At 71.7% G+C, this 26486-nt stretch carries 17 protein-coding genes; 9 read left to right on the top strand and 8 right to left on the bottom strand.

All coding sequences use genetic code 11. The features are described 5' to 3' along the window. Positions 1–54: 54 nt before the first annotated feature. From ACWGDX_RS35930 to ACWGDX_RS35945, 4 genes are all read right to left on the bottom strand, one after another. The gene (locus ACWGDX_RS35930; protein WP_453632539.1) at positions 55–699 is read right to left on the bottom strand and encodes an LPXTG cell wall anchor domain-containing protein; all 645 of its coding nucleotides are present in this window, start codon (positions 697–699) and stop codon (positions 55–57) included. Positions 700–969: 270 nt separating this feature from the next. Then, complete coding sequence (prfB, locus tag ACWGDX_RS35935) at positions 970–2076, bottom strand: peptide chain release factor 2 (protein WP_453632541.1); 1107 nt, start codon at positions 2074–2076, stop codon at positions 970–972. A 234-nt stretch (positions 2077–2310) separates the two neighbouring features. Then, positions 2311–3498 (bottom strand): protein kinase domain-containing protein, encoded by a 1188-nt coding sequence (locus ACWGDX_RS35940; protein ID WP_453632543.1) that lies wholly within the window; start codon positions 3496–3498, stop codon positions 2311–2313. A 90-nt stretch (positions 3499–3588) separates the two neighbouring features. Continuing rightward, complete coding sequence (locus ACWGDX_RS35945) at positions 3589–5271, bottom strand: serine/threonine-protein kinase (protein ID WP_453632545.1); 1683 nt, start codon at positions 5269–5271, stop codon at positions 3589–3591. Positions 5272–5736: 465 nt separating this feature from the next. Here ACWGDX_RS35945 and ACWGDX_RS35950 point away from each other — a divergent pair, with 465 nt between their 5' ends. The 4 genes from ACWGDX_RS35950 (at position 5737) to ACWGDX_RS35965 (ending at position 13419) form a co-directional block, all read left to right on the top strand. Then, a complete protein-coding gene (locus ACWGDX_RS35950) occupies positions 5737–9435 on the top strand; it encodes an FtsK/SpoIIIE domain-containing protein (protein ID WP_453632547.1) in 3699 nt (1232 codons plus the stop codon). A 226-nt stretch (positions 9436–9661) separates the two neighbouring features. After that, on the top strand, positions 9662–11062 hold the full coding sequence (locus ACWGDX_RS35955) for an ABC transporter substrate-binding protein (protein ID WP_453632549.1): 1401 nt from the start codon (positions 9662–9664) through the stop codon (positions 11060–11062). Positions 11063–11066: 4 nt separating this feature from the next. Beyond that, positions 11067–12413, top strand: coding sequence for a carbohydrate ABC transporter permease (locus tag ACWGDX_RS35960; protein WP_453632551.1), 1347 nt, complete (start codon positions 11067–11069; stop codon positions 12411–12413). A 124-nt stretch (positions 12414–12537) separates the two neighbouring features. Further along, a complete protein-coding gene (locus ACWGDX_RS35965; RefSeq protein WP_453632552.1) occupies positions 12538–13419 on the top strand; it encodes a carbohydrate ABC transporter permease in 882 nt (293 codons plus the stop codon). Positions 13420–13761: 342 nt separating this feature from the next. Here ACWGDX_RS35965 and ACWGDX_RS35970 read toward each other — a convergent pair whose 3' ends face one another. Beyond that, positions 13762–14370 carry a TetR/AcrR family transcriptional regulator gene (locus tag ACWGDX_RS35970; protein WP_453632554.1) on the bottom strand — a complete coding sequence of 203 codons (609 nt, stop codon included), beginning with the start codon at positions 14368–14370 and terminating at the stop codon, positions 13762–13764. Between the two features lie 344 nt (positions 14371–14714). Between ACWGDX_RS35970 and ACWGDX_RS35975 the strand changes: the two genes are divergently transcribed. From ACWGDX_RS35975 to ACWGDX_RS35985, 3 genes are all read left to right on the top strand, one after another. Then, entirely contained in the window at positions 14715–15548 is an 834-nt protein-coding gene (locus ACWGDX_RS35975) for an ABC transporter permease (RefSeq protein ID WP_453632561.1), read from the top strand. Positions 15549–15687: 139 nt separating this feature from the next. Further along, positions 15688–16416 carry an ABC transporter ATP-binding protein gene (locus ACWGDX_RS35980; RefSeq protein ID WP_453632563.1) on the top strand — a complete coding sequence of 243 codons (729 nt, stop codon included), beginning with the start codon at positions 15688–15690 and terminating at the stop codon, positions 16414–16416. A gap of 204 nt (positions 16417–16620) precedes the next feature. Beyond that, on the top strand, positions 16621–17835 hold the full coding sequence (locus tag ACWGDX_RS35985; protein WP_453632564.1) for a glycosyltransferase 87 family protein: 1215 nt from the start codon (positions 16621–16623) through the stop codon (positions 17833–17835). A 210-nt stretch (positions 17836–18045) separates the two neighbouring features. On the opposite strand, the gene ACWGDX_RS35990 is transcribed toward ACWGDX_RS35985, so the two are convergent. Further along, positions 18046–23136 (bottom strand): NAD-glutamate dehydrogenase, encoded by a 5091-nt coding sequence (locus ACWGDX_RS35990; protein ID WP_453632556.1) that lies wholly within the window; start codon positions 23134–23136, stop codon positions 18046–18048. Between the two features lie 418 nt (positions 23137–23554). Between ACWGDX_RS35990 and ACWGDX_RS35995 the strand changes: the two genes are divergently transcribed. Continuing rightward, a complete protein-coding gene (locus tag ACWGDX_RS35995) occupies positions 23555–24121 on the top strand; it encodes a DJ-1/PfpI family protein (RefSeq protein ID WP_363081366.1) in 567 nt (188 codons plus the stop codon). A 159-nt stretch (positions 24122–24280) separates the two neighbouring features. Here ACWGDX_RS35995 and ACWGDX_RS36000 read toward each other — a convergent pair whose 3' ends face one another. Both ACWGDX_RS36000 and ACWGDX_RS36005 read right to left on the bottom strand, forming a co-directional pair. After that, on the bottom strand, positions 24281–24946 hold the full coding sequence (locus tag ACWGDX_RS36000; RefSeq protein WP_453632557.1) for an HAD family hydrolase: 666 nt from the start codon (positions 24944–24946) through the stop codon (positions 24281–24283). 75 nt (positions 24947–25021) lie between these two features. Continuing rightward, positions 25022–25528, bottom strand: coding sequence for a DUF6912 family protein (locus ACWGDX_RS36005; protein ID WP_453632559.1), 507 nt, complete (start codon positions 25526–25528; stop codon positions 25022–25024). A gap of 377 nt (positions 25529–25905) precedes the next feature. On the opposite strand from ACWGDX_RS36005, the gene ACWGDX_RS36010 reads away from it, so the two are divergent. Beyond that, entirely contained in the window at positions 25906–26412 is a 507-nt protein-coding gene (locus tag ACWGDX_RS36010; protein WP_453632566.1) for an Rv3235 family protein, read from the top strand. The last annotated feature ends 74 nt before the right edge of the window (positions 26413–26486 follow it).

Consider the following 26486-nt stretch of genomic DNA (forward strand, 5'->3'; position numbering starts at 1 on the left):
CCTCTGTTTCTTGTCTGTGCTTTTCTGTCCTGTGCCGTGCGTTTCCGTACGCGCCTAGGCGGCGGTCCGGCCACCGCCCACCAGACGCGGCAGCATCCGGAAGCCGATACCGCCCGCGATCATGGTCGCGGCGCCGATCAGCAGGAACGAGGTCTCGGCGGCGCCGGTCTCCGCCAGCTCCTCCTTGGCCGCACCCTGCTGCACCGGCTGGGAGCCGGCGCTGTCGGTGTCGGTGTTGTCGACGCACTCGGCGCCGTCGACGTCGACGATGCAGGTACCCGCGCCGCCGTCGCCATCGCCGCCCGTGGCACCCCCGTCACCCGGGTCGTCGGTCGGGGCCGTGGTGGGGTCGGGATCCGCGCTGGGCTCCGTCGGCGGCTCCTCCGTCGGAGGCTCCTCGGTGGGCGGCTCCTGGGTCGGGGGCTCCTGCGTCGGAGGCTCCTGCGTGGGAGGCTCCTGCGTCGGCGGCTCCTGGGTGGGCGGCTCCTGCGTCGGCGGCTCCTGCGTGGGCGGGTCCGGGATCTCGGTCGGCGGCTCGGAGGGCGGTGTCGGCTCCTCGTTGATACCGACGAGGCCGACATCGGCGGAAACTCCGATACCGACGGCCTGAGCGGCGCCCGCGATGGTCAGTGAGGCGCCCGCGGCGATCACCGCGCCGGCGGCCACGCGCGCCACGCGGATCCGCGTCTTCTTGGTCATCTGCTTGCTACCCCCAGTAGCTCATTCGTCATTGGTGCAGCGTCCGGCGCGGCGGCCACGGGGGGTCCGTATGTGCTCCGCCCCCGGTCGCACGCGCCTCGGAATTACGCATGCCGCGCGCCAGCTTTCCGAGTTTTCATATACGCGTCAAGGTGGTTGCGCGAGCGATGACCGTTATCGCGACAGTTGTCCGCGCGCGGGAGCGTAACTGTGACGAAAAAGGAACTGCCCTCCGGTGGAAGGCAGTTCCCTTGTCGACAAAGCGCGAATCTACTTGTCCCGCTGCTTGCGCCAGCGAATTCCCGCTTCCAGGAAACCGTCGATCTCACCGTCGAGCACACCCTGCGGATTGCCGACCTCGAACTCCGTCCGCAGGTCCTTGACCATCTGATACGGGTGCAGAACGTACGAACGCATCTGGTTGCCCCAGGAGTTGCCGCCGTCGCCCTTGAGCGCGTCCATCCTCGCCTGCTCCTCCTGGCGGCGGCGTTCGAGCAGCTTCGCCTGGAGGACGTTCATGGCGCTCGCCTTGTTCTGGATCTGCGAGCGCTCGTTCTGGCAGGAGACGACGATGCCGGTCGGGAGATGCGTGATACGGACCGCGGAGTCGGTGGTGTTGACGCCCTGTCCGCCGGGTCCTGAGGCGCGGTAGACATCCACGCGCAGCTCGGTCTCGTCGATCTCGACATGGTCGCTGGACTCCACGACCGGGAGCACCTCGACACCGGCGAAGGAGGTCTGCCGACGCCCCTGGTTGTCGAACGGCGAGATCCGGACGAGCCGGTGGGTGCCCTGCTCCACGGAGAGCGTGCCGTACGCGTACGGCGCCTTGACGACGAAGGTGGTCGACTTGATGCCGGCCTCCTCCGCGAACGAGGTCTCGTAGACCTCGGTGCCGTAGCCGTGCCGCTCGGCCCAGCGCAGATACATCCGCTGGAGCTGCTCGGCGAAGTCGGCGGCGTCGACGCCACCCGCCTCGGCCCGGATGTTGACCAGCGCCTCGCGCTCGTCGTACTCGCCGGACAGGAGCGTACGGACCTCCATCTCGTCCAGCGCCTTGCGCACCGACTCCAGCTCGGACTCGGCCTCGGCCCGGGTGTCCGAGTCGTCCTCGGCCTCCGCCAGCTCGAAGAGCACTTCGAGGTCGTCGATCCGCCCGCGGAGTGCCTCCGTCTTGCGGACCTCGGCCTGGAGGTGCGAGAGCTTGCTGGTGATCTTCTGCGCCGCCTCCGGGTCGTCCCAGAGGGACGGGACCGCGGCCTGCTCCTCCAGTACGGCGATGTCGGCCCTCAACTTGTCGAGGTCCAGGACGGCCTCGATCGACCCCATGGTCGAGGAGAGGGACTTCAGCTCTTCGGATACATCGACGACTGCCACGGCTCCAGCGTAGCCCCTCTTTTTTGAGCCTCGGTTCGCCTCCGGGGCGCTTTTTTGTCGGCGCCGACAGTCGATCGTGCTCGGCCGCTCGTTCCTCACGGCCCGCGCGCGTTCTCCTCTTCGGCACCGACGCGCCCCTTCGGCTCACTCGCCGGCGTGCGATAGCGGCCGGAACGTGCCCGCGGCCGGAGGCCGCTGATGGACACAGCGAGCGCCCGGAGGCGGACCGGCCCCCTAAAGAGAAGCAGCCAGCCAGCCGCCGACCGCCAGCAGCAGGACCACCAGCACCGAGACCGCTCCCAGGGTGAGCCGGCGCTTGCGTACCGTCTCCGCCTTGTGACGGGCCGAGCCCGGCCTGCGCTGGCCCGGGGAGCGGGGTGCGCGGGCCGTGCCGCGGGCGCCGCCCGCCAGTTCGTCCGGGCCCGGGACGCGCATGCTCGTGTGGGTGTCCCGGTTGGAGTCGGGCGCCGCGCCCGGGACGAGCGGGACCGCGCCGCGGCGGCGCGGCCGCTCGGGGGCCGTCTGCCCCGGCTCCTCGTACGAGGAGGGCGGCTCGGTGGGCTCCGCGTCGGGCTCGTCCACGTCCAGCGGGGGGATGCCCGCCAGCAGCGGCAGCTGTTCGCGCAGCCGGGCCGCCAGCTCGGACGCGCGCAGCCTGGAGGCCGGGGCCTTGGCCAGGCACTGCACCAGGAGCTGCCACAGTTCCTCGGGGATACCGGGGAGCGGGACGACGGTCTCGGTGACATGCCGGCGCAGTACGGCGCCGGGGTGGCCGCCGCCGAACGGTGTGAAGCCCGCCAGCAGCTCGTACAGGACCGTGGCCAGCGCGTAGATGTCGACGGCCGCGCGCGGTGGCAGGCCCTCGACGATCTCGGGCGCCAGATAGTCGGGGGTGCCGATGATCCTGGTCGCCTTGGTGCGCCGCGGGGTGTCGATCAGCTTCGCTACCCCGAAGTCGGTCAGCAGTGCCGGGTGCGCGCCGCCGGGGCCGAGCGGGCCCTCCATGTCGAGCAGGATGTTCTCCGGCTTGACGTCGCGGTGGACGATCCCGGCCGCGTGCGCGGCGGCGAGACCGTCGGCGACATCGGCGATGATCGCGACCGCCGCCTCGGGGGCGAGCCTGCGCTCCCGGTCGAGCCGGGTACGCAGATCCGTGCCGCGGACCAGTTCCATGACCAGCGCCAGATCGTTGCCGTCCACGACGAGATCGCGGACGCCGACCACCCGGGGATGGTCGAGCCCGAGCAGGGCGGTGCGTTCCTGGACGAAGCGCCCGACCAGTTCCTGGTCGGAGGCGAGATCCTCACGCAACAGCTTGATGGCCACGGGCCCTTCGGGCCCTTCCCCGAGCCACACCGTGCCCGCGCTGCCCCGCCCCAGAATCTGATGGGCGGTGTACCGGCTGCCGATATTCCGTGCCAAGACTGCTCCCTCAGCGGCTGGCGTTGCCCATCAAAGTACGCGGGTATCGGGGCTTTCCGTACGGGATCCCGGGGGTTGTCCCCCCTGAGATCACTGCCCCGGTACCGAACCCGAGCCGGAGCCCGGGTCCGAACCGCCCAGCTCGGAGAACCAGTCCGTCACCGTCGAAAACGCGTCACTTATGGCCGTCCAGTAGCTCTTGCCCTCGGCGACCCAGTCCTGAAGAGGTGTCAGTTCCCAGATGAGCCAGCCCGCGACGAAGAGCAGGACGAGCGTGAACAGACAGCCCTTGAGGCAGCCCAGTCCGGGGATCCGCATCGGATTCGCGCCGCGCTGCCGCGGCTCGCGCGGCTGCCGCGGTACCGGCTGCTGGGGCGGTGGCTGAGGAGGCGCGTACTGCTGCTGCCGCGGCGGTTGGTACCGCTGCTGCTGGGGCTGCGGGGGCTGGGGCGCGTACTGCTGCGGGGGCCGGTCCTGGCGCTGGGGCCGCTGCTGCTGGCGCGCGGGCGGCTGCTGCTGGTGCCGGGGGGCCTGCGGACGCTGCGGACGGCGGCGCAGCGGGTCCTGGTCCGGGTCCAGATACTGCACCTGGGTCTGCTCGTTGCGGTCGCGCGCGGCCTGGAGCTGGCTCTGCCAGGGGTGCGGGCCCTCCGGCTCCGGTGTCCCGTCGGGGCGTGGCGGTACGGGCGGCATGACCGCCGTCGGGTCGGCGGCGCCGGACGGCCCGCCGAATCCCGGGCCGCCGGGTCCCCCCGTGGAGGGCATGAAGCTGGTCGCCGCGTTCGGATCGTACGAGCCCGCGTTGCTCGGCAGGACCTGTGTCGGGTCGGCGGCACCGGGCAGATCGGGCACCGGCGCGGGCGCCGGGTCGGGCGCGAGCAGCGCGCCGACGCCCAGCGCCGCGTCGACCTGGGCGGGGCTGGAGTGCACCCCGACACCGGCGGCGACGGTCCGCAGGGCGCGGGCGAGGTTCTGGGCGCTGGGCCGCTGGGCCGGGTCCTTGCGCAGACAGCGCTCTATGACCGTCCACAGCGGCTCGGGCACGGTGGTCGGGCGGCGGGGCTCCTCGCTGAGATGGCGGTGGAGCACCTCCAGCGCGGTCGCGCCGGCGAACGGCGGATGGCCGGTGACCAGCTCGTACAGCAGGATGCCCGCGCCGTAGATGTCGACGGCGGAGGTCTGCGGGCGGCCTTCGGCGGACTCCGGCGCGACATAGGCGGGGGTGCCGACGAACTCGTGTGTACGGGTCAGTCCCGGGGAGTCGGCGAGACGGGCGATGCCGAAGTCCGTGAGCATCGGGTGCAGCCCGGCGCCGTCGTCCTTGAGGAGGACGTTGGCGGGCTTGAGGTCCCGGTGCACGACACCGTCGGCGTGGCTGGCGGCGAGCGCGTCCGCGATCTGGGCGGTCAGCAGGGCCGCCGCGACCGGGGAGAACGGGCCGTTGTCCCGCAGATGGCGGTGCAGATCGGGACCGTCGACGAGATCCATGACGAGCGCGAGGAGATCGCCCTCCACGACCAGGTCGCGGGTGCGCACGATATTGGGGTGGGTGAGCCTGAGCAGCACGGAGCGCTCGCGCAGGAAGCGCATCACGACGTCCGCGTCGTTCGCCAGCTCTTCCTTGAGGACCTTGATCGCGACAGTCTCGCCGGGCTGGCCGGCCACGGCCGCCTCGGCACCCGCGGTCTCCCGCTGACGGGCACGCCAGACGGTGCCCGTGGCACCGCGTCCGAGCGGCTCTTCGAGCAGGTACTTGCTGCCTACCGGCCGCACGTCATGCGCTCCCTGCTGGTCGTGGTCTTCCGTGCCCCGGGCGCCCCGGGCTTCCGACCCACTTTAGACCGCCCGAACGGGTCCCCGAACGGATCACGGAACGGATCACCGGCCGGTCATCTTCCTGTCCCGCACCGGTCGCGTTCGGAGGAAAGACGCTCACATCCGGCGGTTGGTTGCCGAACAGCAGGTCGGAGGGCGTCACAGATGGTCACAAGCTGTCTCGAAGCGACGAACAGGCAGGCACTTTTGCGCCAACAGCCGACTATTCAAGATCACTTGCCCTCGGCCGCCGGGCGTGTTGTCACTGGCAGGTGCGAGGATGCCCCCAGCACGCGAAGGTGTGGAGTGGGGAGTCGCACCGTCCGTGCCGACCTGTACCGGGCGACGCGTCCGTGCGTGGTGGGGGGAATCACAGAGCGTCCCCCTGCCGGGCACCCCGCGCAGAAGGGACCGCTGACGGCCATGCAGATCCGGCTGACCGTCCTCGCGCCACGCGGCGGCCACGCCGCGGGACGCGCGTGCGACGTGCTCGTCACCGCCCCGGCCGGGACGGCGCTGGCCGCCGTCGCCTCCGCCCTCGCCACCGCCGTCTCGGGCCCGGACGCCTCCGGCGCCGTCGTGGTGTACGCGGGCCGGGAGCGGCTCGACGCCCAGCGCTGCGCCCTCGGCGAGCCGCCGCTGATCGACGGCGCGGTGCTCTCGCTCCAGGTCCCCGGCGAGGACGACGCGCCTGCGGACGACGCACCCGCCCAGCTCCATGTGGTGGCGGGTCCGGACGCGGGCGGCGTGCACCTCCTGCACGGAGGACGGATCAGAATCGGCCGCTCCGCCGACGCCGACGTCCCTCTGGACGACCCGGACGTGTCACGGATCCACTGCGCGGTGACGGTCGCCGACGACGGCCGGGTCTCCGTCGCCGATCTCGGATCCACGAACGGCACGACGCTGGAGGGCGCCGCCGTCGGCGACCGTCCGGTGCCGCTCGCCCCCGGCGCGCTGCTGCGGCTCGGTGAGTCCGTGCTCAGGCTCACCTCGGGCGGCCGTCCGGCCGCGCTGTCCACGGCCCCGGACGGCGAGGGCCATCTGCGGATCGTCCGCCCCGGAGGACCGGAAGGACCCGGAGGACCGGGCGGGCCCGGCGGTCCTGGCACGGCGGACGCCCAGGACCCCGCCGGTACGGACGGCCCGGGAGGACTCCCGTACGGCCCGGCCGCCGGAAGCGGTCAGGGCGGCCCCGGCCGACCGGCGCGCGCCACCGGCAGCGGTCGGGCGACGGGTGCGTACGGCACGGGCGGATTCGGCACGGACGGCTCGGGATACGGACCGGAGGGCGCCTCACCGGGCCCGCAGTACGGCAGCGGTCTGCGCGAGCCCGCTCCCGCGCACGGCGGCCCGGCACCCGGCGCCCGGGACAGCGCGGGAGCCGGACCGGGCCCCGCTCCCGGCACGGCCGCCGACCCGGACACGGAGTCCCGGGGGCGTGGCGAAGGTCATACGGCCCGTGGATACGGCGGCTCGGTGCCGGCCGGCGCCTCCAGCCGGGTCCTGGGCCCGCAGTACGGCAATCCCCCGGGCGCCCCGCGCGTGCCCGATCCCCGCAGCGCCGATACGCACTACGGCTTCCGCGGCCGTATGGAGGACGCCCCGGACGGGGCCCACAGCAGGGCGGGCGCCTCGGAGCCCGCGGACGACGCCCCCTGGCAGACGGAGAGCGGCGCCCGGCAGTCCGGCGCGGGCCCGGCCGAGGACGGCCCGCACTCCCACAGCCGTACGTCCGGACCCCGGCGGCAGCCCACCCCCGCGCGGGGCACCGAATCACCCGAGGCGGCGGCCCGGCGGCGGGGCGGCATAGGCGCCTGGGCGCGGCGGCTGACCGGCGCCCGGGACGAGGAGCTGCCCGAAGCCGCTCCGGGCGGCCCCGGCGGGTCCGGGGCGGGCGCCGGACCCGCCCCGCTCGCCGAGCCCTGTCCCGACCCGGCCGAGGTCTTGCTGACCGCGCTCGGTCCCGGCCCCCGGCTGTGGGAGCGCGACAGCCGCCACCCCGACGCACTGGTCGTCCGGCTGGGCACGGCGGACCGCCCGGCCTCCGGCGCCGCGCGCCCGCCGGCCGCCGCGCCGGTGACGGTCGGGCTGCGCGAGGCCGGTTCGCTCGCTCTGGCGGGCCCCCGGGAGCGGCTGAGCGGGATGGCCCGCTGGACCGTGGCCCAGCTCGCCGCGCTGCACTCCCCCGCCGATCTGGAGATCGTGCTGATCTCCACGGACCGCACCCGCACGGTGGAGGAGCGCGTCCAGGACTGGGGCTGGCTCGGCTGGCTCCCCCATACGCGGCCCGCGCACGGCCAGGACTGCCGGCTGCTGCTCGCCTTCGACCGGGACCAGGCGGGCGCCAGGACGGCGGAGCTGATCCGCCGGCTGGACGACGGTCCGCTCGGTCCCGGCTGGGCCTCCGCCGATCCCTGGACCATCACGGAGGCGGCGGCCCGCCACGACGGCCCGTACACCCTGGTGATCGTGGACGGCGATCCCGGCTCGGCCGCGCTGCGCGAGTCGACGGCGCGGCTCGCGGGCGCCGGTTCGGCGGCCGGTGTCCATCTGCTCTGTCTCGCCGAGACTCCGGCGGCCTCCCCGTTCTCCCCGGTCCCCGCGATCTACGAGATGGCGTGCGCGGCCTCGCTCCCGTTCCGGGAGTGCGGGGCCGTCGCCCTGCTGAGCGGCGATGTCGCCACCTCGCTGCGGGTGCTCAGGACCTCCGACGGCCAGCCCGCGGGGCATGGCACGGTCGCGGTGGTGGACGCGGTCTCACCGGCCTGGGCGGAGCGGTTCGGCCGGGCGCTGGCACCGCTGCGCGCCGCCGCGGCCGGCGGCCGGGGCCGTCCCACGGCGGCGCTGCCCCGATCGGCCCGGCTGCTCGACGAGTTGGGCCTCGCGCGCGCCACCCCGGCCTCCCTGATGGCCCGTTGGGCGTCCGCGGCGGACGGTACGGGCGACTGCACGGCGGTCCTCGGCGCCGGGCCGCGCGGCCCGCTGAGCGTGGATCTCACGGAGGAGGGCCCGCATCTGCTGATCGAGGGCCCGGCGGGCAGCGGCCGTACGGAACTGCTGCGCTCCGTCGCCGCCTCGCTCGCGGCGGCGGCCCGGCCCGACCGGCTGGGGCTGCTGCTGGTCGACGGCGCGGGGGGCGAGCGCGGCGAAGGGCTCTCGGTCTGTACGGAACTGCCGCATGTGACCGAGCATCTCGTCGCCTCCGACCCGGTCAGGATGCGGGAGTTCGCCCAGGCGCTGGGTGCCGAGCTGAAGCGGCGGGCCGAGCTGCTGGGCACCGCGCACTTCGACGAGTGGCACAGCGAACAGGACGCGCGCGAGGTATCGGAGCGGCTGATCGGCCAGCGCGCGCCGAGCGCCGCCGAGCAGCGGACCGTACGGCGCGGTGAGTCGGGCGCCGACCAGTCGGAGCGGCAGCCGGACGGGTCACGCCAGGACGGGCCACGGCATGACGGATCGCGCCAGGACGGGCCACGCCACGACGGATCACGCGGCGACGGGCACCGCGGCGAACCGGAGTCGCCCGCCCGGGGCACGCTCAGACTCCGTACCACCATGGGCCGTCCGGCTCCCGGACAGCGGCCCGCGCCGCTGCCCCGGCTCGTCGTGCTCGTCGACGACTTCGACGCCCTGGTCGCGCCCGCGCTCGGCAGCCCGGGACGGCCGGCGGCCGGTTCCGTCGTCCGCGCCCTGGAGGCGGTGGCCAGGGACGGCGAGCGTCTCGGGGTGCATCTCGTGGCGGCCTCTGCGCGCCCCGAGCGCACGGTCGACACGGAGCTGGCGCAGGGCGCGCGGCTGCGGGTCGTGCTGGACGCGCCGTCCGTCACGCCCTCGCCCGACGATCCGGCGCCGGGCCGGGGCAGGCTCGGGCATCCGGACGGCCGGGTCACCCCGTTCCAGGGCGGCAGGGTCACCGGGCGCATTCCGCGCACCGCGACGCTCAGGCCCACGGTCGCGGTGGTGGAGTGGGAGCGGATGGGCGATCCGCCGGCCCGCCGCCCGGTCAGGGAGCTGGGCAACGGACCGACGGATCTCGCGCTGCTCGCCAGCGCGCTCGACCGGGCCGCGCGCTCGGTGGAGGCCGTCCCTGTCGCCCCACTGACCCCGGCTCACCCATGACCATCCCGGGCTCACCCGTGAAACCCCGAAGATCCCTTTACGTCCATCGCTCCACGTCACGAGCCCATCACGATCCCCGAGTTGGCACCGACAGCGGTATTGCGGCGCCCGGTCACCCCGCGTAGGACTGTGCGCACGGGACGAGTGCAGCGCCGCCAACGTCACGGCCGCGCCGCCGGTTCCACCCGCGTAGAACCGTACGCACCAGGACAGAGACGGGGCAGTGATGGGCACAACTCGTAGAGCAGGCAAGTCGCTTGGCACGGGCCGAGGGGGATGGGGCACCCGCCGGGCCGCCGTGGCGATCGTCGCCGTAGGTGCCGTGGCCCTCAGCGGCTGCGGCGGCGATTCGGGCGACGACAAGGGCTCGGACGGCGGCGCGAGCAAGGAGCCCGCCGCGGCAAGCGTCCAACTGCCCAAGCTCGACGGCGAGAACATCCAGGTGGCGGCTGTCTGGACCGGGCCGGAGCAGGAGAACTTCACCAAGGTTCTGACGGAGTTCGAGAAGCGCACCGGCGCGAAGGTCACGTTCGTCCCCGCGCAGGACCCGATCGTCAACTTCCTCGGTACGAAAATAGCCGGTGGCAGCCCCCCGGACGTGGCGATGCTGCCTCAGGTCGGCGCGATCCAGCAGGCCGTGGAGAAGAAGTGGGCCAAGCCGGCCGGCGCCGAGGCGAAGGCCCAGCTCACCAAGAACTACAGCAAGGTCTGGCAGGACCTCGGCGCGGTGGACGGCGAGCAGTACGGCGTCTACTTCAAGGCCGCCAACAAGTCGCTGGTCTGGTACAATAACGCCGCGTTCGAGAACGCGGGCGCGTCGGTGCCCAAGACCTGGACCGACTTCCTGTCCACGGCCGAGACGATCTCGGCGTCGGGCATCACCCCGGTCTCGGTCGGCGGCGCCGACGGCTGGACCCTCACCGACTGGTTCGAGAACATCTATCTCTCCCAGGCGGGCCCGGAGAAGTACGACCAGCTCGCCCAGCACGAGATCCCCTGGACCGACGGTTCCGTGCGGGACGCGCTGACCACGCTCGGCCAGCTCTTCGGCAAGCCTGCCCTGATCGCGGGCGGCGCGGACGGCGCGCTCCAGACCGAGTTCCCCGCCTCCGTCACCCAGACCTTCACCGGCGGCGACCAGCCGAAGGCCGCGATGGTCTTCGAGGGTGACTTCGTCGGTATCAACATCGCCGAGACCGATGCCAAGATCGGTACGGACGCCAAGGTCTTCCCGTTCCCGGCGGTCGGCCCCGAGGCCCCCGTGGTGACGGGCGGCGACGCGGCCGTGGCGCTCAAGGACAGCAAGGGCGCCCAGGCGCTGCTGACCTTCCTGGCCTCCACGGACGCCGCGAAGATCTGGGCGGAGTCGGGCGGCTTCGTCTCTCCGAACAAGTCCCTGGACACCGCCGCGTACCCGAACGACGTCCAGCGCGACATCGCCAAGGCGCTGATCGCGGCGGGCGACGACGTCCGCTTCGACATGTCGGACCAGATGCCGCAGTCGTTCGGCGGTACCCCCGGCAAGGGTGAGTGGAAGGCGCTTCAGGACTTCCTGAAGAACCCGAAGGACGTCGCGGGGGCCCAGCAGAAGCTGGAGTCGGACGCGGCCAAGGCGTACCAGAGCTGACGCGATGACGTCGGCGGCGACGGGGGGCACCACGCCGGTGCCCCCCGGCACACACAAACGCAAGAGCGTGACAGGCACACGTAAACTCGTCGCGGCCGGCTTTCTGCTGCCCGCGCTGGTGCTGCTGGGCGCGCTCGTGGTCTACCCCATCGGGTACTCGGTCTACCGCTCCTTCTTCGACAAGTCCGGCGACTCCTTCGCCGGGTTCGACAACTATGTGGAGATCTTCACCGACGACACCATCCTGACCGCGGTCCAGAACAACGCGATCTGGGTGGTGGTGGCGCCCACCGTCGCCACGGCTCTCGGTCTGATCTTCGCCGTACTCACCGAACGGGTGCGCTGGGGCACGGCGTTCAAGCTGATCGTCTTCATGCCGATGGCGATCTCGATGCTCGCCGCGGGCATCATCTTCCGGCTGGTGTACGAGCAGGACCCGGGCCGCGGGGTCGCCAACGCGGTCTGGGTGGGCGTGCACGACACCTTCAACGAGTCGGCGGGCTTCCCCAACGCCCATCCGCTGCCGGTGCATCCGCTGGAGCCGGCGGGCGGCGGCGCGTTCATCACCAAGGATCCCGTGCGCGCGGGCAGCCCGGTCCAGTTGCCGCTGGTGGGCGTGGCCCCGGCGAAGATGCCGTCCGACGCGGGGACCGCCAGGGCGGCGACGGCGGAGGACGGCCGGGTCACCGGCACCGCCTGGCTGGACTTCACCCGGGGCGGCGGCGGCAAACCCAATGTCATCGACACCCGCGAACTCGGCCTCAAGGGAATCGCGGTGGAGGCCGTCAAGGACGGCAAGGTGGTCGCCTCGGCGACGGCCGGGGCCGACGGTACGTTCAGCCTGCCCGCGGCGGCCGACGGGGCCCAGCTGAGACTCCCCGAGGCCAACTTCAGGGAGCCGTACAACGGTGTGGACTGGCTCGGTCCCTCCCTGGTCACCCCGGCCATCATCGGCAGCTATCTGTGGATGTGGGCCGGGTTCGCGATGGTGCTGATCGCGGCGGGGCTGGCGAGCGTGCCCCGGGAACTCATGGAGGCCGCCCGGGTGGACGGCGCCAACGAGTGGCAGGTCTTCCGCCGGATCACCGTGCCGCTGCTGGCGCCGGTCCTCGCGGTCGTCCTGGTCACGCTGATGATCAATGTGCTGAAGATCTTCGACCTGGTCTTCATCATCGCGCCGGGCTCGTCCCAGGACGACGCGAACGTGCTGGCGCTCCAGCTCTACCGCTCGTCGTTCGGCACGGACGCGGATCTCGGGGTCGGCAGCGCCATCGCCGTACTGCTGCTCCTGCTGGTGATCCCGGTGATGCTCTTCAATGTCCGGCGGATGCGGAAGGAGACATGTCGATGAACGACGACCGTCTCCCCCGACCCGCCCCCGACCCCGCTCCCGCTCCCGCCCACTGCCGGGAGTCCGGGGACCGCCCCCCGGGACAGCACACCGACGTACGGCGGACGCGAAGGGAGACACGCCGATGACCACGAACGACACGACGGTCAAGGCGCGGCAGCCCCTCGCCGGCCGGATCGCGGCCCGCGCGGGCGGCGGAGCGATGCGGGTCTTCCTGATCCTGGTCGGCCTGTTCTGGCTGATGCCGACGATCGGGCTGCTGCTCTCCTCGCTGCGCGACTCCTCGGACATCGCGGGAAGCGGCTGGTGGCAGGTCTTCACGGCCCCCGCCCAGCTCACCACCGAGAACTACTCGCGGCTCCTCGACAACGACACGATCACCAACTCGCTGTTCTCCACGATCCTGATCACCGTCCCCTCGACGGTCCTGGTCGTGGTGATCGGCTCGCTGGCCGGATACGCCTTCGCCTGGATGGACTTTCCCGGTCGCGACTGGTGGTTCCTGGTGGTCGTGGGGCTGCTGGTGGTCCCGGTACAGGTCGCCCTGGTGCCGGTCTCGAAGCTGTTCGGCGCCATCGGCATCTTCGAGACGACCTTCGGCGTGGTCATCTTCCATGTCTCCTTCGGCCTCCCCTTCGCGATCTTCCTGCTGCGGAACTTCTTCGCGGAGATCCCGAAGGAGCTGCTGGAGGCGGCCCGGCTCGACGGGGCGGGCGAGATACGCCTGTTCACCCGGGTCGTGATGCCGCTCGGCGGTCCCGCGATCGCCTCGCTCGGCATCTTCCAGTTCCTCTGGGTCTGGAACGACATGCTGGTCGCGCTGATCTTCGCGGACTCGGACAGCCCGCCGATCACGGTCGCGCTCCAGCAGCAGGTACGGCAGTTCGGCAACAACATCGACGTCCTGGCGCCCGGCGCCTTCGTCTCGATGGTGATTCCGCTGGCCGTGTTCTTCGCGTTCCAGCGGCAGTTCGTGACGGGTGTGATGGCGGGAGCCGTCAAGTAACCGTCGATCGCGCGTCGAGCGCGTCAACGGCGCGTCGGCCGGCGTCGCGGGACGCCGTACGGAGAAGCCCGGGGAGGGCCGGTCACGGGACGGCCGGCCCTCCCCGCCTCCCGTTCGGACGGCACTGGCCCTCGCCGTCGCCCCGCCGCGCACAGGGCGTACGCGCACGGCTCCGGAGACGTACGGTCCCGGAGAGGTCCGGTCCGGGAGACGTCCTGTCCGGGAGACGTACGGCCCCGGAGACGTATGGCCCCCCAGACGTACGGGCGCGGCACGACACGGCGCGTCAGCCGGAGACGACGCTCTCGGCCGGGGACGACACCGGCGGCCGGACACGGCACGTCAGCCGTGGCGGACCGCCGCCACCGCCGAGGCCGCCAGATCGTCCAGATACCCCTTGGGCAGATCACCGCGGACCACCACCAGCCGCCAGTAGAGCGGTCCGACGATCAGATCGAGGGCCCGGTCCGCGTCCGCGCCCTCCGGGAGTTCGCCCCGTTCGACGGCCTCGCGGACGATCACCGCGACGATGCCCCGCTGTCCGTCCAGCAGCGCCGTCTTGATCGCGTCGGCGATCTCGGGATGGCGGGCCGCCTCCACCAGCAGATCCGGGATGACCTGCGAGGCGACCGGGTGGCGCAGCGCATGGGAGGCCACTTCCAGCAGGGCGCGCACATCGCCGTAGAGCGAACCGGTCGCGGGTGCGGGCAGTCCCTGCGCCGCGAAGGCGGAGAGCAGATCGAGGACGAGCGCCAGCTTGGACTTCCAGCGGCGGTAGACGGCGGTCTTGCCGACGCCCGCCCGGCGCGCGATGCCCTCGATGGACATCCGGGCGAAGCCGACCGCGGCCAGTTCCTCGAAGACGGCGGCGCGGATGGCGTCGGTCACATCCTCCCGGAGCACGGCGGCTCCCGCGGGGACACGGCGTGAGGTGCGGGGGTCCGTGGTCATGGACACCGAGCATAGCGTCACCACGGCGTTACGACGACACGGTTGCGTCGCGACGTACTCCGACTTACCTTGGTCGTCACGACGATACGGTCCCGTTCCGTCGCATGCTCTCCCCGAGCGCCCCCCTCAGCGCTGTAGCGCCGTCCCAGCCGACGTCGAAAGCCGACCGAAAGCCGACCTTCGTGAGCCAGCCGATCGCACCGACCGCACCAGCCCCCGGACCGGACCGGGCGCCGGACTCCGCGCCCCGGACACCCGGGACATCTCCGCCCAGGACCCCGTCCCGGTCCGACGCCGGGTCCGGGGCGGAGACCGACCTCAGCGCCCTCGCCCGCCGGCACGGACTGAGGGTGAGCGGCGCCCGGCCGACGCTGCCCGAGTATCTCCGCGGCCTCTGGTCACGGCGGCACTTCATCACCGCCTTCGCCACCGCCCGGCTCACCGCCCAGTACAGCCAGGCGAAGCTCGGCCAGATCTGGCAGATCATGACCCCGCTCCTCAACGCGGCGGTCTACTACTTCATCTTCGGCATACTGCTCGGCACCAGGAAGGGTGTGCCCGACTTCGTCCCGTTCCTGGTCACGGGCGTCTTCATCTGGACCTTCACCGCCAGCTCGATCATGGCGGGCACCCGTGCGATCTCCGGGAACCTCGGTCTCGTCCGGGCCCTGCACTTCCCGCGCGCCGCCCTGCCGATCGCCCTCGCCCTCCAGCAGCTCCAGCAACTGCTCTTCTCCATGGCCGCGCTCACGGTGATCCTGGTCTTCTTCGGCCAGTACCCCGGGCCGAGCTGGCTGCTGGTGCCGCCGGTCCTGGCGCTCCAGTCGCTGTTCAACACCGGCGTCTCGATGGCCGTGGCGCGGCTGGCGGCCAGGACCCCGGACATCTCCCAGCTCATGCCGTTCGTGCTGCGCACCTGGATGTACGCGTCGGGCGTGATGTGGAGCGTCGACAAGGTGGCCGACAACGCCCAGCTGCCGCACTGGGTCGCGGTGGCCCTGGAGTGCAATCCGGCGGCCGTCTATATCGATCTGATGCGTTTCGCGCTCATCGACAGCTTCACCGCCGACCGGCTGCCCCCGCACATCTGGGCCGTGGCCCTCGGCTGGGCCCTGTTCGCCGGGATCGGCGGATTCTTGTTCTTCTGGAAGGCCGAGGAGGAGTACGGACGTGGCTGAACGCACCCCCGACGAGACCGGCGGCGACCCCGCCGGCACGACCGATCCCGCCGGCACCACCGGCACCACCGGCACCGACGCCAACCCCACCGGCACCGACGCCGAACGCGTCCCCACCGTCGTCGCCGACGGGGTCCACATCACCTATACGGTCCATGGCACCCGGAGCGGCCGGGGCAGCGCCACCTCCGCCCTGAGCCGGATCGTCTCGCGCCGGGGCACCCCCGGAGCGCGCCAGGTGCACGCCGTACGGGGCGTCAGCTTCGCGGCGTACAAGGGCGAGGCGATCGGTCTGATCGGCTCCAACGGATCGGGCAAGTCGACCCTGCTCAAGGCCGTCGCGGGGCTGCTGCCGCCGACGAAGGGCAGGATCTTCACCCGCGGTCAGCCCTCGCTCCTCGGCGTCAACGCGGCGCTGATGAGCGATCTGACGGGCGAGCGCAATGTCATCCTCGGCGGGCTGGCGATGGGCATGTCCCGCGAGCAGGTACGGGAGCGCTACGACGACATCGTGGAGTTCTCCGGGATCAACGAGAAGGACGACTTCATCTCGCTGCCGATGCGGACGTACTCCTCGGGCATGGGCGCCCGGCTGCGCTTCTCGATCGCCGCCGCCAAGAGCCATGAGGTCCTGCTGATCGACGAGGCCCTCTCCACCGGTGACGCCGCCTTCCAGCGCCGCAGCCAGCAGCGCATCACCGAACTGCGCAAGGAGGCCGGCACGGTCTTCCTCGTCAGCCACAGCAACAAGACGATCACCGAGACCTGCGACCGGGCGCTCTGGCTGGAGTCGGGGACGCTACGGATGGACGGCCCGGCGGAGGAGGTCGTCGCGGCGTACGAGGAGTTCACCGGCAAGAAGAAATAACGCCGGAAACAGCGCCAATTCGGGTTAATGTGCCGGTCGATGACAAACCGTCCGACCGGCACGGCCGGCGCCCCCGAGCCCACGTCCGCCCGTACGCCCCTCCGTCCGTCCGCACGCGGCTCCGACCGTGCCTCCGCCCGCGCCCGCGCCTTCGCCCGTATCCCCCGTATCCCCTGGATGCCCCGTGGCCCCAGGATGCCCAGGATGCCCAGGATCGTCCGCCGCCCCGGCCGGAGTGCGCTGCTCACCTGCGTCCTCTGGACCGTCTGGGCCCTGACACGGCTGGCGATGCTCTGGCTGATCCTGCACGACACCCTCGGCGTGGGCGCGGTCGGCCGTGAGGTGCACGGCGTCTACCGGCACTGGTACGAGCAGCTCAAGCTGGGTTCGTACCCGCTCGACGATGTGACCTGGCAGTATCCGCCGGGCGCCGGAGCGGTACTGCTCTTCCCCGCGCTGCTGCCGTGGCTGACGTACTTCCAGGCGTTCGTCGCCCTGGCCCTGCTCTCCGACGCGGTCATCACCCTCGCCCTGACGGTGGCGGGGCGCGGCCCGGGATCGTCGGCCACCGGGGGCTGGCTGTGGGTGTGCGGACTGCCGCTGCTGCTGCACACCCCGCTCGTGCGCTACGACGTGCAGGTCACCGCCCTCGCCGTACTCGCCCTGCTCACCGTCCGCCGCCATCCCCTGACCGGCGGGGTGCTCGCCGGGCTGGGCGCGATGGTGAAGGTCTGGCCGGCACTGACCCTGCTGGGTACGCCCCGGGGCCGTACGACCCGTGCCGCCTGGATCTCCGCCGCGGTCGGCGCGCTCGTGCTGCTCGGTGTTCTCGCCCTGCACTTCTCGCGCCCGCTGGACTTTCTGCGCCAGCAGGGCGGCCGGGGCGTCCAGATCGAGTCGCTCGGCGGCACCGCGCTCTCCCTGGCCCGGCTGGCGGGCTGGTCCGGCACGGTCGAATACCGTTACGGCGCCTTCGAGTTCACCGGTCCGCATGTGCCGGAGGTATCGCTGGCCGCGCTGTCGCTGACCGCGTCGGCCTTCTGCTGGCTGCTCCTGTGGCGGGTACGCGCCGTCCGCTGGACGACGGCCACCCCGTTCGACGCGGCGCTGACGGCCGTGCTCCTCTTCACCGTCACCAGCCGGGTGATCAGCCCGCAGTATCTGATCTGGCTGCTGGGCCTGGCCGCGGTCTGTCTCACCTCACGGGTGACCACCCAGCGACCGGTCGCGCTGCTGCTGCTCCCCGCGACGGTCCTCAGCGCCGTCGGCTACCCCGTGCTCTATCTGGACGTCATGGCGGTCACCCCGCTGGGCTGCGGGGTGATGGCGCTCAGAAACGGACTTCTGCTGGCGGCGGCGCTACTGGCCTGCCGACGCCTGTGGACCGGGACACGGAGAGGGACGCCCGGCTCGGCCTGAGCCGGACGCCCCTCGCCGTGTCCTGAGCCGGACACCGCCGGACGGCCGGACTTGATTCATCCGAACGGGGTCTCTCCGAACCGGCCTCCAGCCGGAGAGATTCACCCGAACGGGAACAGGTCACCCGCGCGCCTTCCACCGGACGAGTCCCCCGCCGGTACGACGGCCGCCCGCAAGGCCGTCGTACCGCCACCCGTCACCCGTCACCCGTCAGCTGTGCGTCCTCAGCAGCGTCCGCATCGTCCTCATCGCGACCGACAGATTCGCCAGATCGAACGCGTCCGAGTTCTGGATCTCCTCCAGCGTCGCCCGCGCACGGGAGAGGATCGCCGCGTTCTTCCGCTCCCACGCGGTGAAGCGCTCCTCCGGCGTCGAGTTCCCGTTGCCCACGGTCAGCACATCCGCGGTCAGGGCGGCATGCGCCGCGTACAGGTCCTCGCGGATGGCGGCCCGCGCCATCGACTGCCAGCGGTCGGCCCGCGGCAGCTCCACGATCCGGTCCCTGAGCTGGGTGATCGACAGCCGCTCACCGAGGTCGTAGTACACCTCGGCGACGGAGAGCGGGTCCTGTCCCGTACGGTCCGCGATCGCGACGATGTCGAGCGTCGGGAAGGCGGACGAGAACCCCGCCACCCGTACGGCGAGTTCCTCGGGAACGCCCGCGTTGGTCAGCTCCGCCAGGATGCGCTGGTACCACTCCATCTCCGCGCCGCGCAGCATCGTGGGCAACTGCGCCCAGACCCGCTCGACCCCCGCCGCGAAGAACTCGATGGTGCCGGCGATCTCCAGCGGCTGCGGCCGGTTGCCCAGCAGCCAGCGCGTACCGCGCTCGACCAGCCGGCGCGAGTGCAGCCTGATCCGGGTCTGGACGGCGGCCGGGACCTTGTTGTCCAGCGCCTCCACGGCGTCCCAGACCGCGCCGAGACCGAAGATGTCCCTGGCCGAGGCCTGGGCCCGGACGACCTCCTCGATCGAGGCCCCGGTCTCCTCGCGCAGCCGGTGCAGGAAGGTCGAACCGCCGCTGTTGACGGTGTCGTTGACCAGGACCGTCGTGACGATCTCACGGCGCAGGGCGTGTGTGTCGATCCGGTCCGGGAACCGCTCGCGCAGCGCCGAGGGGAAGTACGCGTGCAGCAGCTTGCGCAGATACGGGTCGTCCGGCAGATCGGTGTGGATCAGCTCGTCGGCCACCGTGATCTTGGTGTACGCGAGCAGCACCGCGAGTTCCGGCTGGGACAGGCCCTTGCCCGTGTTGAGCAGTTCGCGGATCTGCCGGTCGCTCGGCAGGAACTCCAGCGCCCGGTCGAGATGCCCGTCCCGCTCCAGCCTGCGGATGAACCGGTGGTGGGCGTGGAGGAGGGACGGCGACTGGGCGGAGCCGTTGCCGAGGGCGGTGTTCTGCGCGTAGTTGTTGCGCAGCACCAGCGCGCCGACCTCGTCGGTCATCTCGGCGAGCAGCTTGTTGCGCTGCTTGACGGTCATGTCGCCTTCGGACACCAGTCCGTTCAGCAGGATCTTGATGTTCACCTCGTGGTCGGAGGTGTCCACACCCGCGCTGTTGTCGATCGCGTCGGTGTTGACCTTGCCGCCCTCGCCGCCCGCGCCGCGCCGCGCGAACTCGATCCGGCCGAGCTGGGTCAGCCCCAGATTGCCGCCCTCGCCGACGACCTCGACCCGCAGGTCCTCGCCGTTGACACGGATCGCGTCATTGGCCTTGTCGCCGACATCGGCGTTCGACTCGGTGGATGCCTTGACGTACGTACCGATTCCGCCGTTCCACAGCAGGTCCACCGGGGCCTGGAGGATCGCCTTCATCAGCTCGGCGGGCGTCAGCTTGGTCACACCCGGCTGGATCCCCAGGGCATCGCGCACATGCGCGTTGACCGGGATCGACTTGGCGGTCCTGGGGTGGATACCGCCGCCCTGCGAGAGCAGTCGTTTGTCGTAGTCGGCCCACGAGGAGCGCGGCAGCTCGAACATCCTGCGGCGCTCGGCGTACGAGGTGGCCGCGTCCGGGTGCGGATCGAGGAAGATGTGCCGGTGGTCGAAGGCCGCCACCAGCCGGATGTGCTCGGAGAGCAGCATGCCGTTGCCGAACACGTCACCGGACATGTCGCCGACACCGACGACCGTGAAGTCCTCGGACTGGGTGTCGTGGCCCAGCTCACGGAAGTGCCGCTTCACCGACTCCCAGGCGCCGCGGGCCGTGATGCCCATGCCCTTGTGGTCGTAGCCCGCGCTGCCGCCGGAGGCGAAGGCGTCCCCGAGCCAGAAGTCATAGGCGAGCGCGACCTCGTTGGCGATGTCGGAGAAGCTCGCGGTGCCCTTGTCCGCGGCGACGACCAGATAGGTGTCGTCCTCGTCGTGGCGGACCACATCGGCCGGCGGCACGACCTCGCCCGCGACCAGGTTGTCGGTGATGTCGAGCAGCGCCGAGATGAAGATCTTGTACGAGGCGATGCCCTCGGCCAGCCAGGCGTCCCGGTCCACGGCCGGGTCGGGAAGCTGCTTGGCGACAAAGCCGCCCTTGGCGCCGACCGGCACGATCACGGTGTTCTTGACCATCTGCGCCTTGACCAGGCCGAGGACCTCCGTACGGAAATCCTCACGCCGGTCGGACCAGCGCAGACCACCGCGGGCGACCTTGCCGAAGCGCAGATGCACGCCCTCGACCCGGGGCGAGTACACCCAGATCTCGAACGCGGGCCGGGGCGCGGGCAGATCGGGGATGGCCTGCGGGTCGAACTTCATCGACACATAGCTGTGGTACCCGCCGCCCTGCTTCCTCCCGCTCTTCTTCCCGCCCTTCCTGACGCCGCGCCCGTCGGCGCTCTGGAAGAAGTTGGTGCGGAGCGTGGCCTTGATGAGGGTGAGGAAGGACCTGAGGATCCGGTCCTCGTCCAGGCTCGCGACCTGGTCGAGGGCTCCGTCCAGCTCCTCCAGCATCGCCTCCGTCAGCTCCGTACCGGCGCGCTGGCGCTCCGGTGACATCCGGGCCTCGAAGAGGGAGACCAGCAGCCGGGTGGTGTGGACATTGCTGCGGAGGGTGTCCTCCATGTAGTCCTGGCTGAAGGTCGTGCCCGACTGGCGCAGATACTTGGCGTAGGCACGCAGCACCATCGCCTGCCGCCAGTCCAGACCGGCGCTCAGGACCAGGGAGTTGAAGCCGTCGTTCTCCGCCGCGCCCGTCCAGACCGCGGCGAAGGCGTCCTGGAAGCGCTCACGGGCGTCATCGGCGAGATAGTCGCCGTCGGCGCCGCCCAGCGGCATCCGCAGACCGAAGTCGTAGATCCACGCCGTCGAACGGTCCGCGCAGCGCAGCTCGTACGGCCGCTCGTCGACGACCTCGACACCGAGCCGCTGGAGCACGGGAAGGACGGCGGAGAGGGAGACCTGCTCGCCCGAGCGGTAGATCTTGAAGCGGCGCTCGCCCGGTCCCGCGCCGACCGGCTCGTACAGGGAGAGCGAGAAGTCCGACTCCGCCTTGTCGAGGGCCTCCAGATGGAACAGGTCCGCGACGGCGGCGCGCGGCAAGTGGTCGGCCTTGTATCCCTCCGGGAAGGCGTTGCCGTAGTGGCGCAGCAGCTCGGCGGCGCGCTCCTCGCCGCATTCGGCGTTCAGCGCCTCGCCGAAGGCGTCGGACCAGGAGCGGGCGGCCTCGACGAGCCGGGCCTCGATCCGGTCGGTGTCGGCGTTGGTGAGCTTGGCCAGTTCGGTGCCCCGGGGGACCCGGACCACGAAGTGGAGCCGCGAAAGAATCGATTCTGTGTTCCAGGCGGTGAAGTCGACGCTGGAGCCGCCCAGCTCCTCCTTGAGGATGTCGATCAGCCGCAGCCGGACACCGGTGGTGTAGCGGTCGCGCGGCAGATAGACGAGGGCCGAGTAGTAGCGCCCGTACTCGTCCTGGCGCAGATAGAGCCGCAGCCGCCTGCGCTCCTGGAGGTAGAGCACGCTGGTGACGATCGAGCGGAGCTGGTCGACCGGCGTCTGGAACAGCTCGTCGCGCGGGTAGGTCTCCAGGATCTGGAGCAGATCGCGGCCGTCATGGCTGTTGGGCGAGAATCCCGCGCCCGCCAGCACCTCGTCGACCTTGCGCCGGATCACCGGGACGCGCCGTACGGACTCGGTGTACGCGGCCGAGGAGAAGAGCCCCAGGAAGCGCCGCTCGCCGACGACATTGCCCTTGTCGTCGAACTTCTTCACCCCGACATAGTCGAGATAGCCCGACCGGTGCACGGTGGCGCGGCTGTTGGCCTTGGTGAGGACGAGCAGCTTGTGCTCACGGGCCTTGGCGCGGGCGTCGGCGGGCAGCCGGCTGAAGGAGGGGCTGACCGGGTGGTCGTCGTCCTCGGTGTGCTGGGGGTCGGAGCGCAGCACGCCGAGTCCGGTACCGGCCACGGCGGACAGGGCGTCGGAGTCCGTGAGCTGGTACTCGCGGTACCCCAGGAAGGTGAAGTGGTCGGCGGCGAGCCAGCGCAGCAGCTCACGGGCCTCCTCCACCTCCTGGTCACGCAGATCGTCGGCGGTCGGCTCGGTGGGCAGTTCCTCGGCGATGCGCAGCGCGGCGTCGCGCATCTTCTCCCAGTCCTCGACGGTCTCGCGGACGTCGGACAGGACACGGAGCAGATCGGAGGTCATCTGCTTGAGATCGGCGCGGTCGGTCTCGCGGTCGATCTCGACATGGATCCAGGACTCGACGAGCACATCGTGCGCGCGGTCCGCCTCGGCCTCGCTCCCCTCGGGGAGCACTTCGATCAGCTTGCCGGTGACATCACGGCGTACGACGACCTGCGGGTGGATCACGGCGTGGATGCCGCGGCCCTGCCGGGAGAGCTCGTTGGTGACGGAGTCGACGAGGAACGGCATGTCGTCGGTGACGACCTCGACCACGGAGTGGCTGCACGTCCAGCCGTTCTCCTCGACCGACGGGGTGTGCACCCGCACGCTGGCCGTCCCCTGGGGGCGGTGCCCCGCCAGCCGGTAATGGGAAAGCGCCGCGCCGAGGATGTCGACCGGGTCGCGGTCGGCGAGGTCCTCGGGTGCGGTGTGCAGGTAGTAACGCTGGAGGTACGCGCGCAGCGCCCCCTGGCCGAGGCCGGCGGGTGCGCCCGCGGCGTCGGTACCGTCGTCGGCGAGGCCGCCGGGACCGCTCCTGCGGCCCTTGCCCTGAGGCCCGGCCGCCGCCTCGTCCTTCCGGGGGCCGCCCCCCAGCCCCCCGGTCCACCCCGCCGGGCTGTTCTCAGCGGCCCGAGCCGCCTGTTCCAGCAGCTCGGCCTTGGCTTCGTCCAGCTTGGTCTGCATGTCCTCTGGCTCCTGTCGCGCGCCGTTGCGTGACGTAGGTGAAGGAAGCGACGCAACGCCACGACGCGGGGTTTCCGGTCGAGGTCGACGTTATGCCGCGATGAGAGATGTCCGGGGCGTTATTGGCCAATTTTGGCGACCGGTCCGGATCCTGGCGATCAGCGATCACCCGGACGCTGTGGCGCTCCGGGCACGGGCGGGGAGCCTCGCTGCTCCCACGGCTTATCGCGCTGATCACCGCCCAAGGTTATCGCCCCTCCCCGGGGAGCCGTCATGAGCCGCATGTGTACAAAAGAGGGCCAATAAGTTTGACACTCCGGACAGCGACACGGACCGCGCCGACCGGGACGGGAGGCGGTCGGCGGGACGACACTGGTCGGCAGTCGGACAGATCGCCCCACCCTTTCCGGGAGCAGTCATGGCAGCCAAGGTTCTGATCGTCACCGGCGACGCCGCCGAGTCCCTCGAAGTCCTCTATCCCTACCAGCGTCTGCGCGAGGAGGGGTACGAGGTCCATATCGCGGCGCCGTCCCGCAAGAAACTCCGGTTCGTCGTCCACGACTTCGAGCCCGGCTTCGACACCTACACCGAGAAGCCCGGCTACACCTGGCCCGCCGACCTGGCCTTCTCCGAGGTCGACCCCACCCAGTACGCCGCTGTCGTCATCCCCGGGGGCCGCGCTCCCGAGTACCTCAGGGGCGATCCGGAGCTGCGCAAGATCCTCAAGTCCTTCTTCGACGCCGACAAGCCGGTCGCCCAGATCTGCCACGGCCCGCTGCTGACCGCCGCCCTGGGCGAGCTGGCCGGCCGCCGGGTGACCGCCTATCCGGCGCTGGAACTCGACATGCAGGCGGCTGGTGCCACCTTCCAGGACAGCGAGGCGGTCGTGGACGGCAATATCGTCTCCTCCCGCGCCTGGCCGGACCACTCGGCCTGGATGCGGGAATTCCTGACGATCCTCCGGGCGAAGGCCCCGCTGGCCTGAGCCACGCCGCCCGGGACCGCGCCGGAACCGCCGGCCCGCGCCCCGAGACCGCACCGCGGCGGCCACCGGCGGCCGTCGGCCCGCCCGTGCCCTCGGCCGCTGCCCGCCGCCACGCAGAAGGCGGGCGGGGGCCGTCGCGCGCGGTGGCGCTTCAGCGCGTCACAGGTCCCGCGCCGTCGCGACCGCCTCCGCCAGCGTGTCCACCACCGGAACGCCCATCGTCTCCAGGCCGGCCCTGCTGTTCGTACCGCCGGTGTAGAGCACGGCGCGGGCGCCCACATGCGCCGCCGCCACCGCGTCGTCGACCGCGTCGCCGATCACCACCGTGTGCTCGGCGGATATCGCGCCCGCGGAGGCCAGCGCGGTCAGATGGCGCTCCATGTGCAGCGCCTTGCTGCCGCCGGACGGCCCCGTGCGTCCGTCGACCCGGAGGAAGTGGCTCTCGATCCCGTACCCCCGCACCGTGGGAACGAGCTCCTCGTGCCCGTACATGCTCAGCAGCGACTGGCTGCGGCCGTCCAGCCGCCACTGGGCCAGCAGCTCCTCGACGCCCTCCGTCAGCGTGCACGCCGCGCGCCGCTCGGTGTAGTAGCGGTGGAAGGCCGCGTCCATGACGGTCCACTCCTCGTCGCTCGGCAGGCGGCCCATCATCCGCTCGTAGAACCGCGGGATCGGTACGCAGTACAGCTCGCGGTAACGGTCGAGGGTGATGGACTCCAGGCCGATGTCCGCGAAGGCCGCGTTCGTCGCCCCGATGACCGCGTCGATGTCGTCGAGAATCGTGCCGTTCCAGTCCCAGACCAGATGCGTGTTCTGCTTCCCCATGGCAGAAACCGTACCGGCCGGGTACGACAACGGCCCTGGCCGAGGCCGCCGACGGCCCGAGGCCCCCGGCGGCGCTCAGCCGATGAGGTTCGGAATCTCCTGGACCCCGTACCAGAGCAGTTCGTGGTCCTCCGCGCCGTCCACCGTGAACTGGGCGTCGTCGTCCCCGTGGTCCGCCGCGCCCAGCGCCGCCGCGGCGGCCGACACGTCCTCCTCCGCCTCGTCGGAGTCGACATGCACCGCCGCCGCCCTCGTCAGCGCGATCGCCGAGGCGATCCGCACCTCGCCCAGCGCCCCCGCGTCCAGTCCGCGGTCCGGGTCCGACACGGCTTCCTTGTCGGGTACGTCGGCCGCGAGGACCACCCGGCGCCGTCCCACACCCGGATCGGCGGCGAGCAGCCGCAGCGAGGCGGCGGCGGCCCGGTTCAGGGCCGCGTACTCCAGCTCCTCGATGTCGTCGGACACGTACCACTCACGCAGTCCCGGGGTCACGGCGTAGGCGATCAGCGGCCCCGGTCCGGCCTCGCCCGTCTTGTGCGCCTCTGCGAGACCGGACAGGGTCAGGGGGACATAGACGCGCATGAGGTGGCCGCTTTCATCGTCGGGAGAGCACTCAGGATACGTCCGGGAGTCCCTCTTCGGGGTGACGCTCATGAGCTTCCGGGCGTCCACCGGGGTCCGCGCCCCGCCCCGCCCTCCGGTCCGGCACCGCCCTCGGATCACACGGATAGGTGATTCCGGCACTCCGTGCCCCGTCGGCGTACCCGCCTTGCGGGCGTGCCTTCACGCCCCGTAAAAGATCCCACACCAGAAGTTACCGACCGGTATCGGACCGGACGGGCAGAACGGGGGCGATCTGCGTGAAGACCACCGACACCATCCGCACCACCGAAACCATCCGCACCACCGCGCGTACCGGCACCACCGCGCGTACGGACACCACCGCGCGCGTGAAGTCCATCACTCCCAGCGGCGCCAGGGCGGACCGCGCGGCGGCCAGGACCGTCGCGGGGGCCAGGACCGTCGCGGGGGCGCGGCCCCCGGGCAGGCGCGACCAGCGCGGGCCCGGCACCCCACGTCCGCGGCGGAGCCGGCATGTCACCCCGCACGAACTCTTCGCGGAGCGTCTGCTCGCCGTCCTCAGCGGCCGTCGCCCGGTGCACTGGATGCTCGGCCAGACCATCGGAGAGGCGTACGAGCAGCTCGTCCGGCTCGCGCCCGGCACCCCGCTCAGGGCCCGGGGCGTGCTCCCCGTCATCCGTACCTGCCACGGCTTCCAGCCACGGCCCGGTGTGATCGAGGCCTGCGCCAGCATCGCCGCCGGGGAGCAGATCCGCGCCATGGCCTTCCGGCTGGAGCAGGGCGCCGATCTGCGCTGGCGCTGCGCCGCCGTCGAACTGGGCGGCGAACGGACTGCGGAACGGACCGGCGAACGGACCGGTGGCCGAACCGGCGGCCGGAACTGACCCGCGACCGGCCCGGAGCCGATCCGAACGGTGCGGCGGCACACACGGGGACGGGCCGGGGCGCACAGTGAGTG

The sequence above is a fragment of the Streptomyces sp. NPDC055025 genome (assembly GCF_053608565.1).

What these genes read in the sequence shown, in the direction of transcription:
- ACWGDX_RS35965 (WP_453632552.1), top strand. Translation starts at nt 12,538, where the DNA reads ATGACCACGAACGACACGACGGTCAAGGCGCGGCAGCCCCTCGCCGGC.
- ACWGDX_RS35995 (WP_363081366.1), top strand. Translation starts at nt 23,555, where the DNA reads ATGGCAGCCAAGGTTCTGATCGTCACCGGCGACGCCGCCGAGTCCCTC.
- ACWGDX_RS36005 (WP_453632559.1), bottom strand. Translation starts at nt 25,528, where the DNA reads ATGCGCGTCTATGTCCCCCTGACCCTGTCCGGTCTCGCAGAGGCGCAC.
- ACWGDX_RS35990 (WP_453632556.1), bottom strand. Translation starts at nt 23,136, where the DNA reads ATGCAGACCAAGCTGGACGAAGCCAAGGCCGAGCTGCTGGAACAGGCG.
- ACWGDX_RS35950 (WP_453632547.1), top strand. Translation starts at nt 5,737, where the DNA reads ATGCAGATCCGGCTGACCGTCCTCGCGCCACGCGGCGGCCACGCCGCG.
- ACWGDX_RS35970 (WP_453632554.1), bottom strand. Translation starts at nt 14,370, where the DNA reads ATGACCACGGACCCCCGCACCTCACGCCGTGTCCCCGCGGGAGCCGCC.
- ACWGDX_RS35955 (WP_453632549.1), top strand. Translation starts at nt 9,662, where the DNA reads ATGGGCACAACTCGTAGAGCAGGCAAGTCGCTTGGCACGGGCCGAGGG.
- ACWGDX_RS36000 (WP_453632557.1), bottom strand. Translation starts at nt 24,946, where the DNA reads ATGGGGAAGCAGAACACGCATCTGGTCTGGGACTGGAACGGCACGATT.
- ACWGDX_RS35985 (WP_453632564.1), top strand. Translation starts at nt 16,621, where the DNA reads ATGCCCAGGATCGTCCGCCGCCCCGGCCGGAGTGCGCTGCTCACCTGC.
- ACWGDX_RS35960 (WP_453632551.1), top strand. Translation starts at nt 11,067, where the DNA reads ATGACGTCGGCGGCGACGGGGGGCACCACGCCGGTGCCCCCCGGCACA.
- ACWGDX_RS35930 (WP_453632539.1), bottom strand. Translation starts at nt 699, where the DNA reads ATGACCAAGAAGACGCGGATCCGCGTGGCGCGCGTGGCCGCCGGCGCG.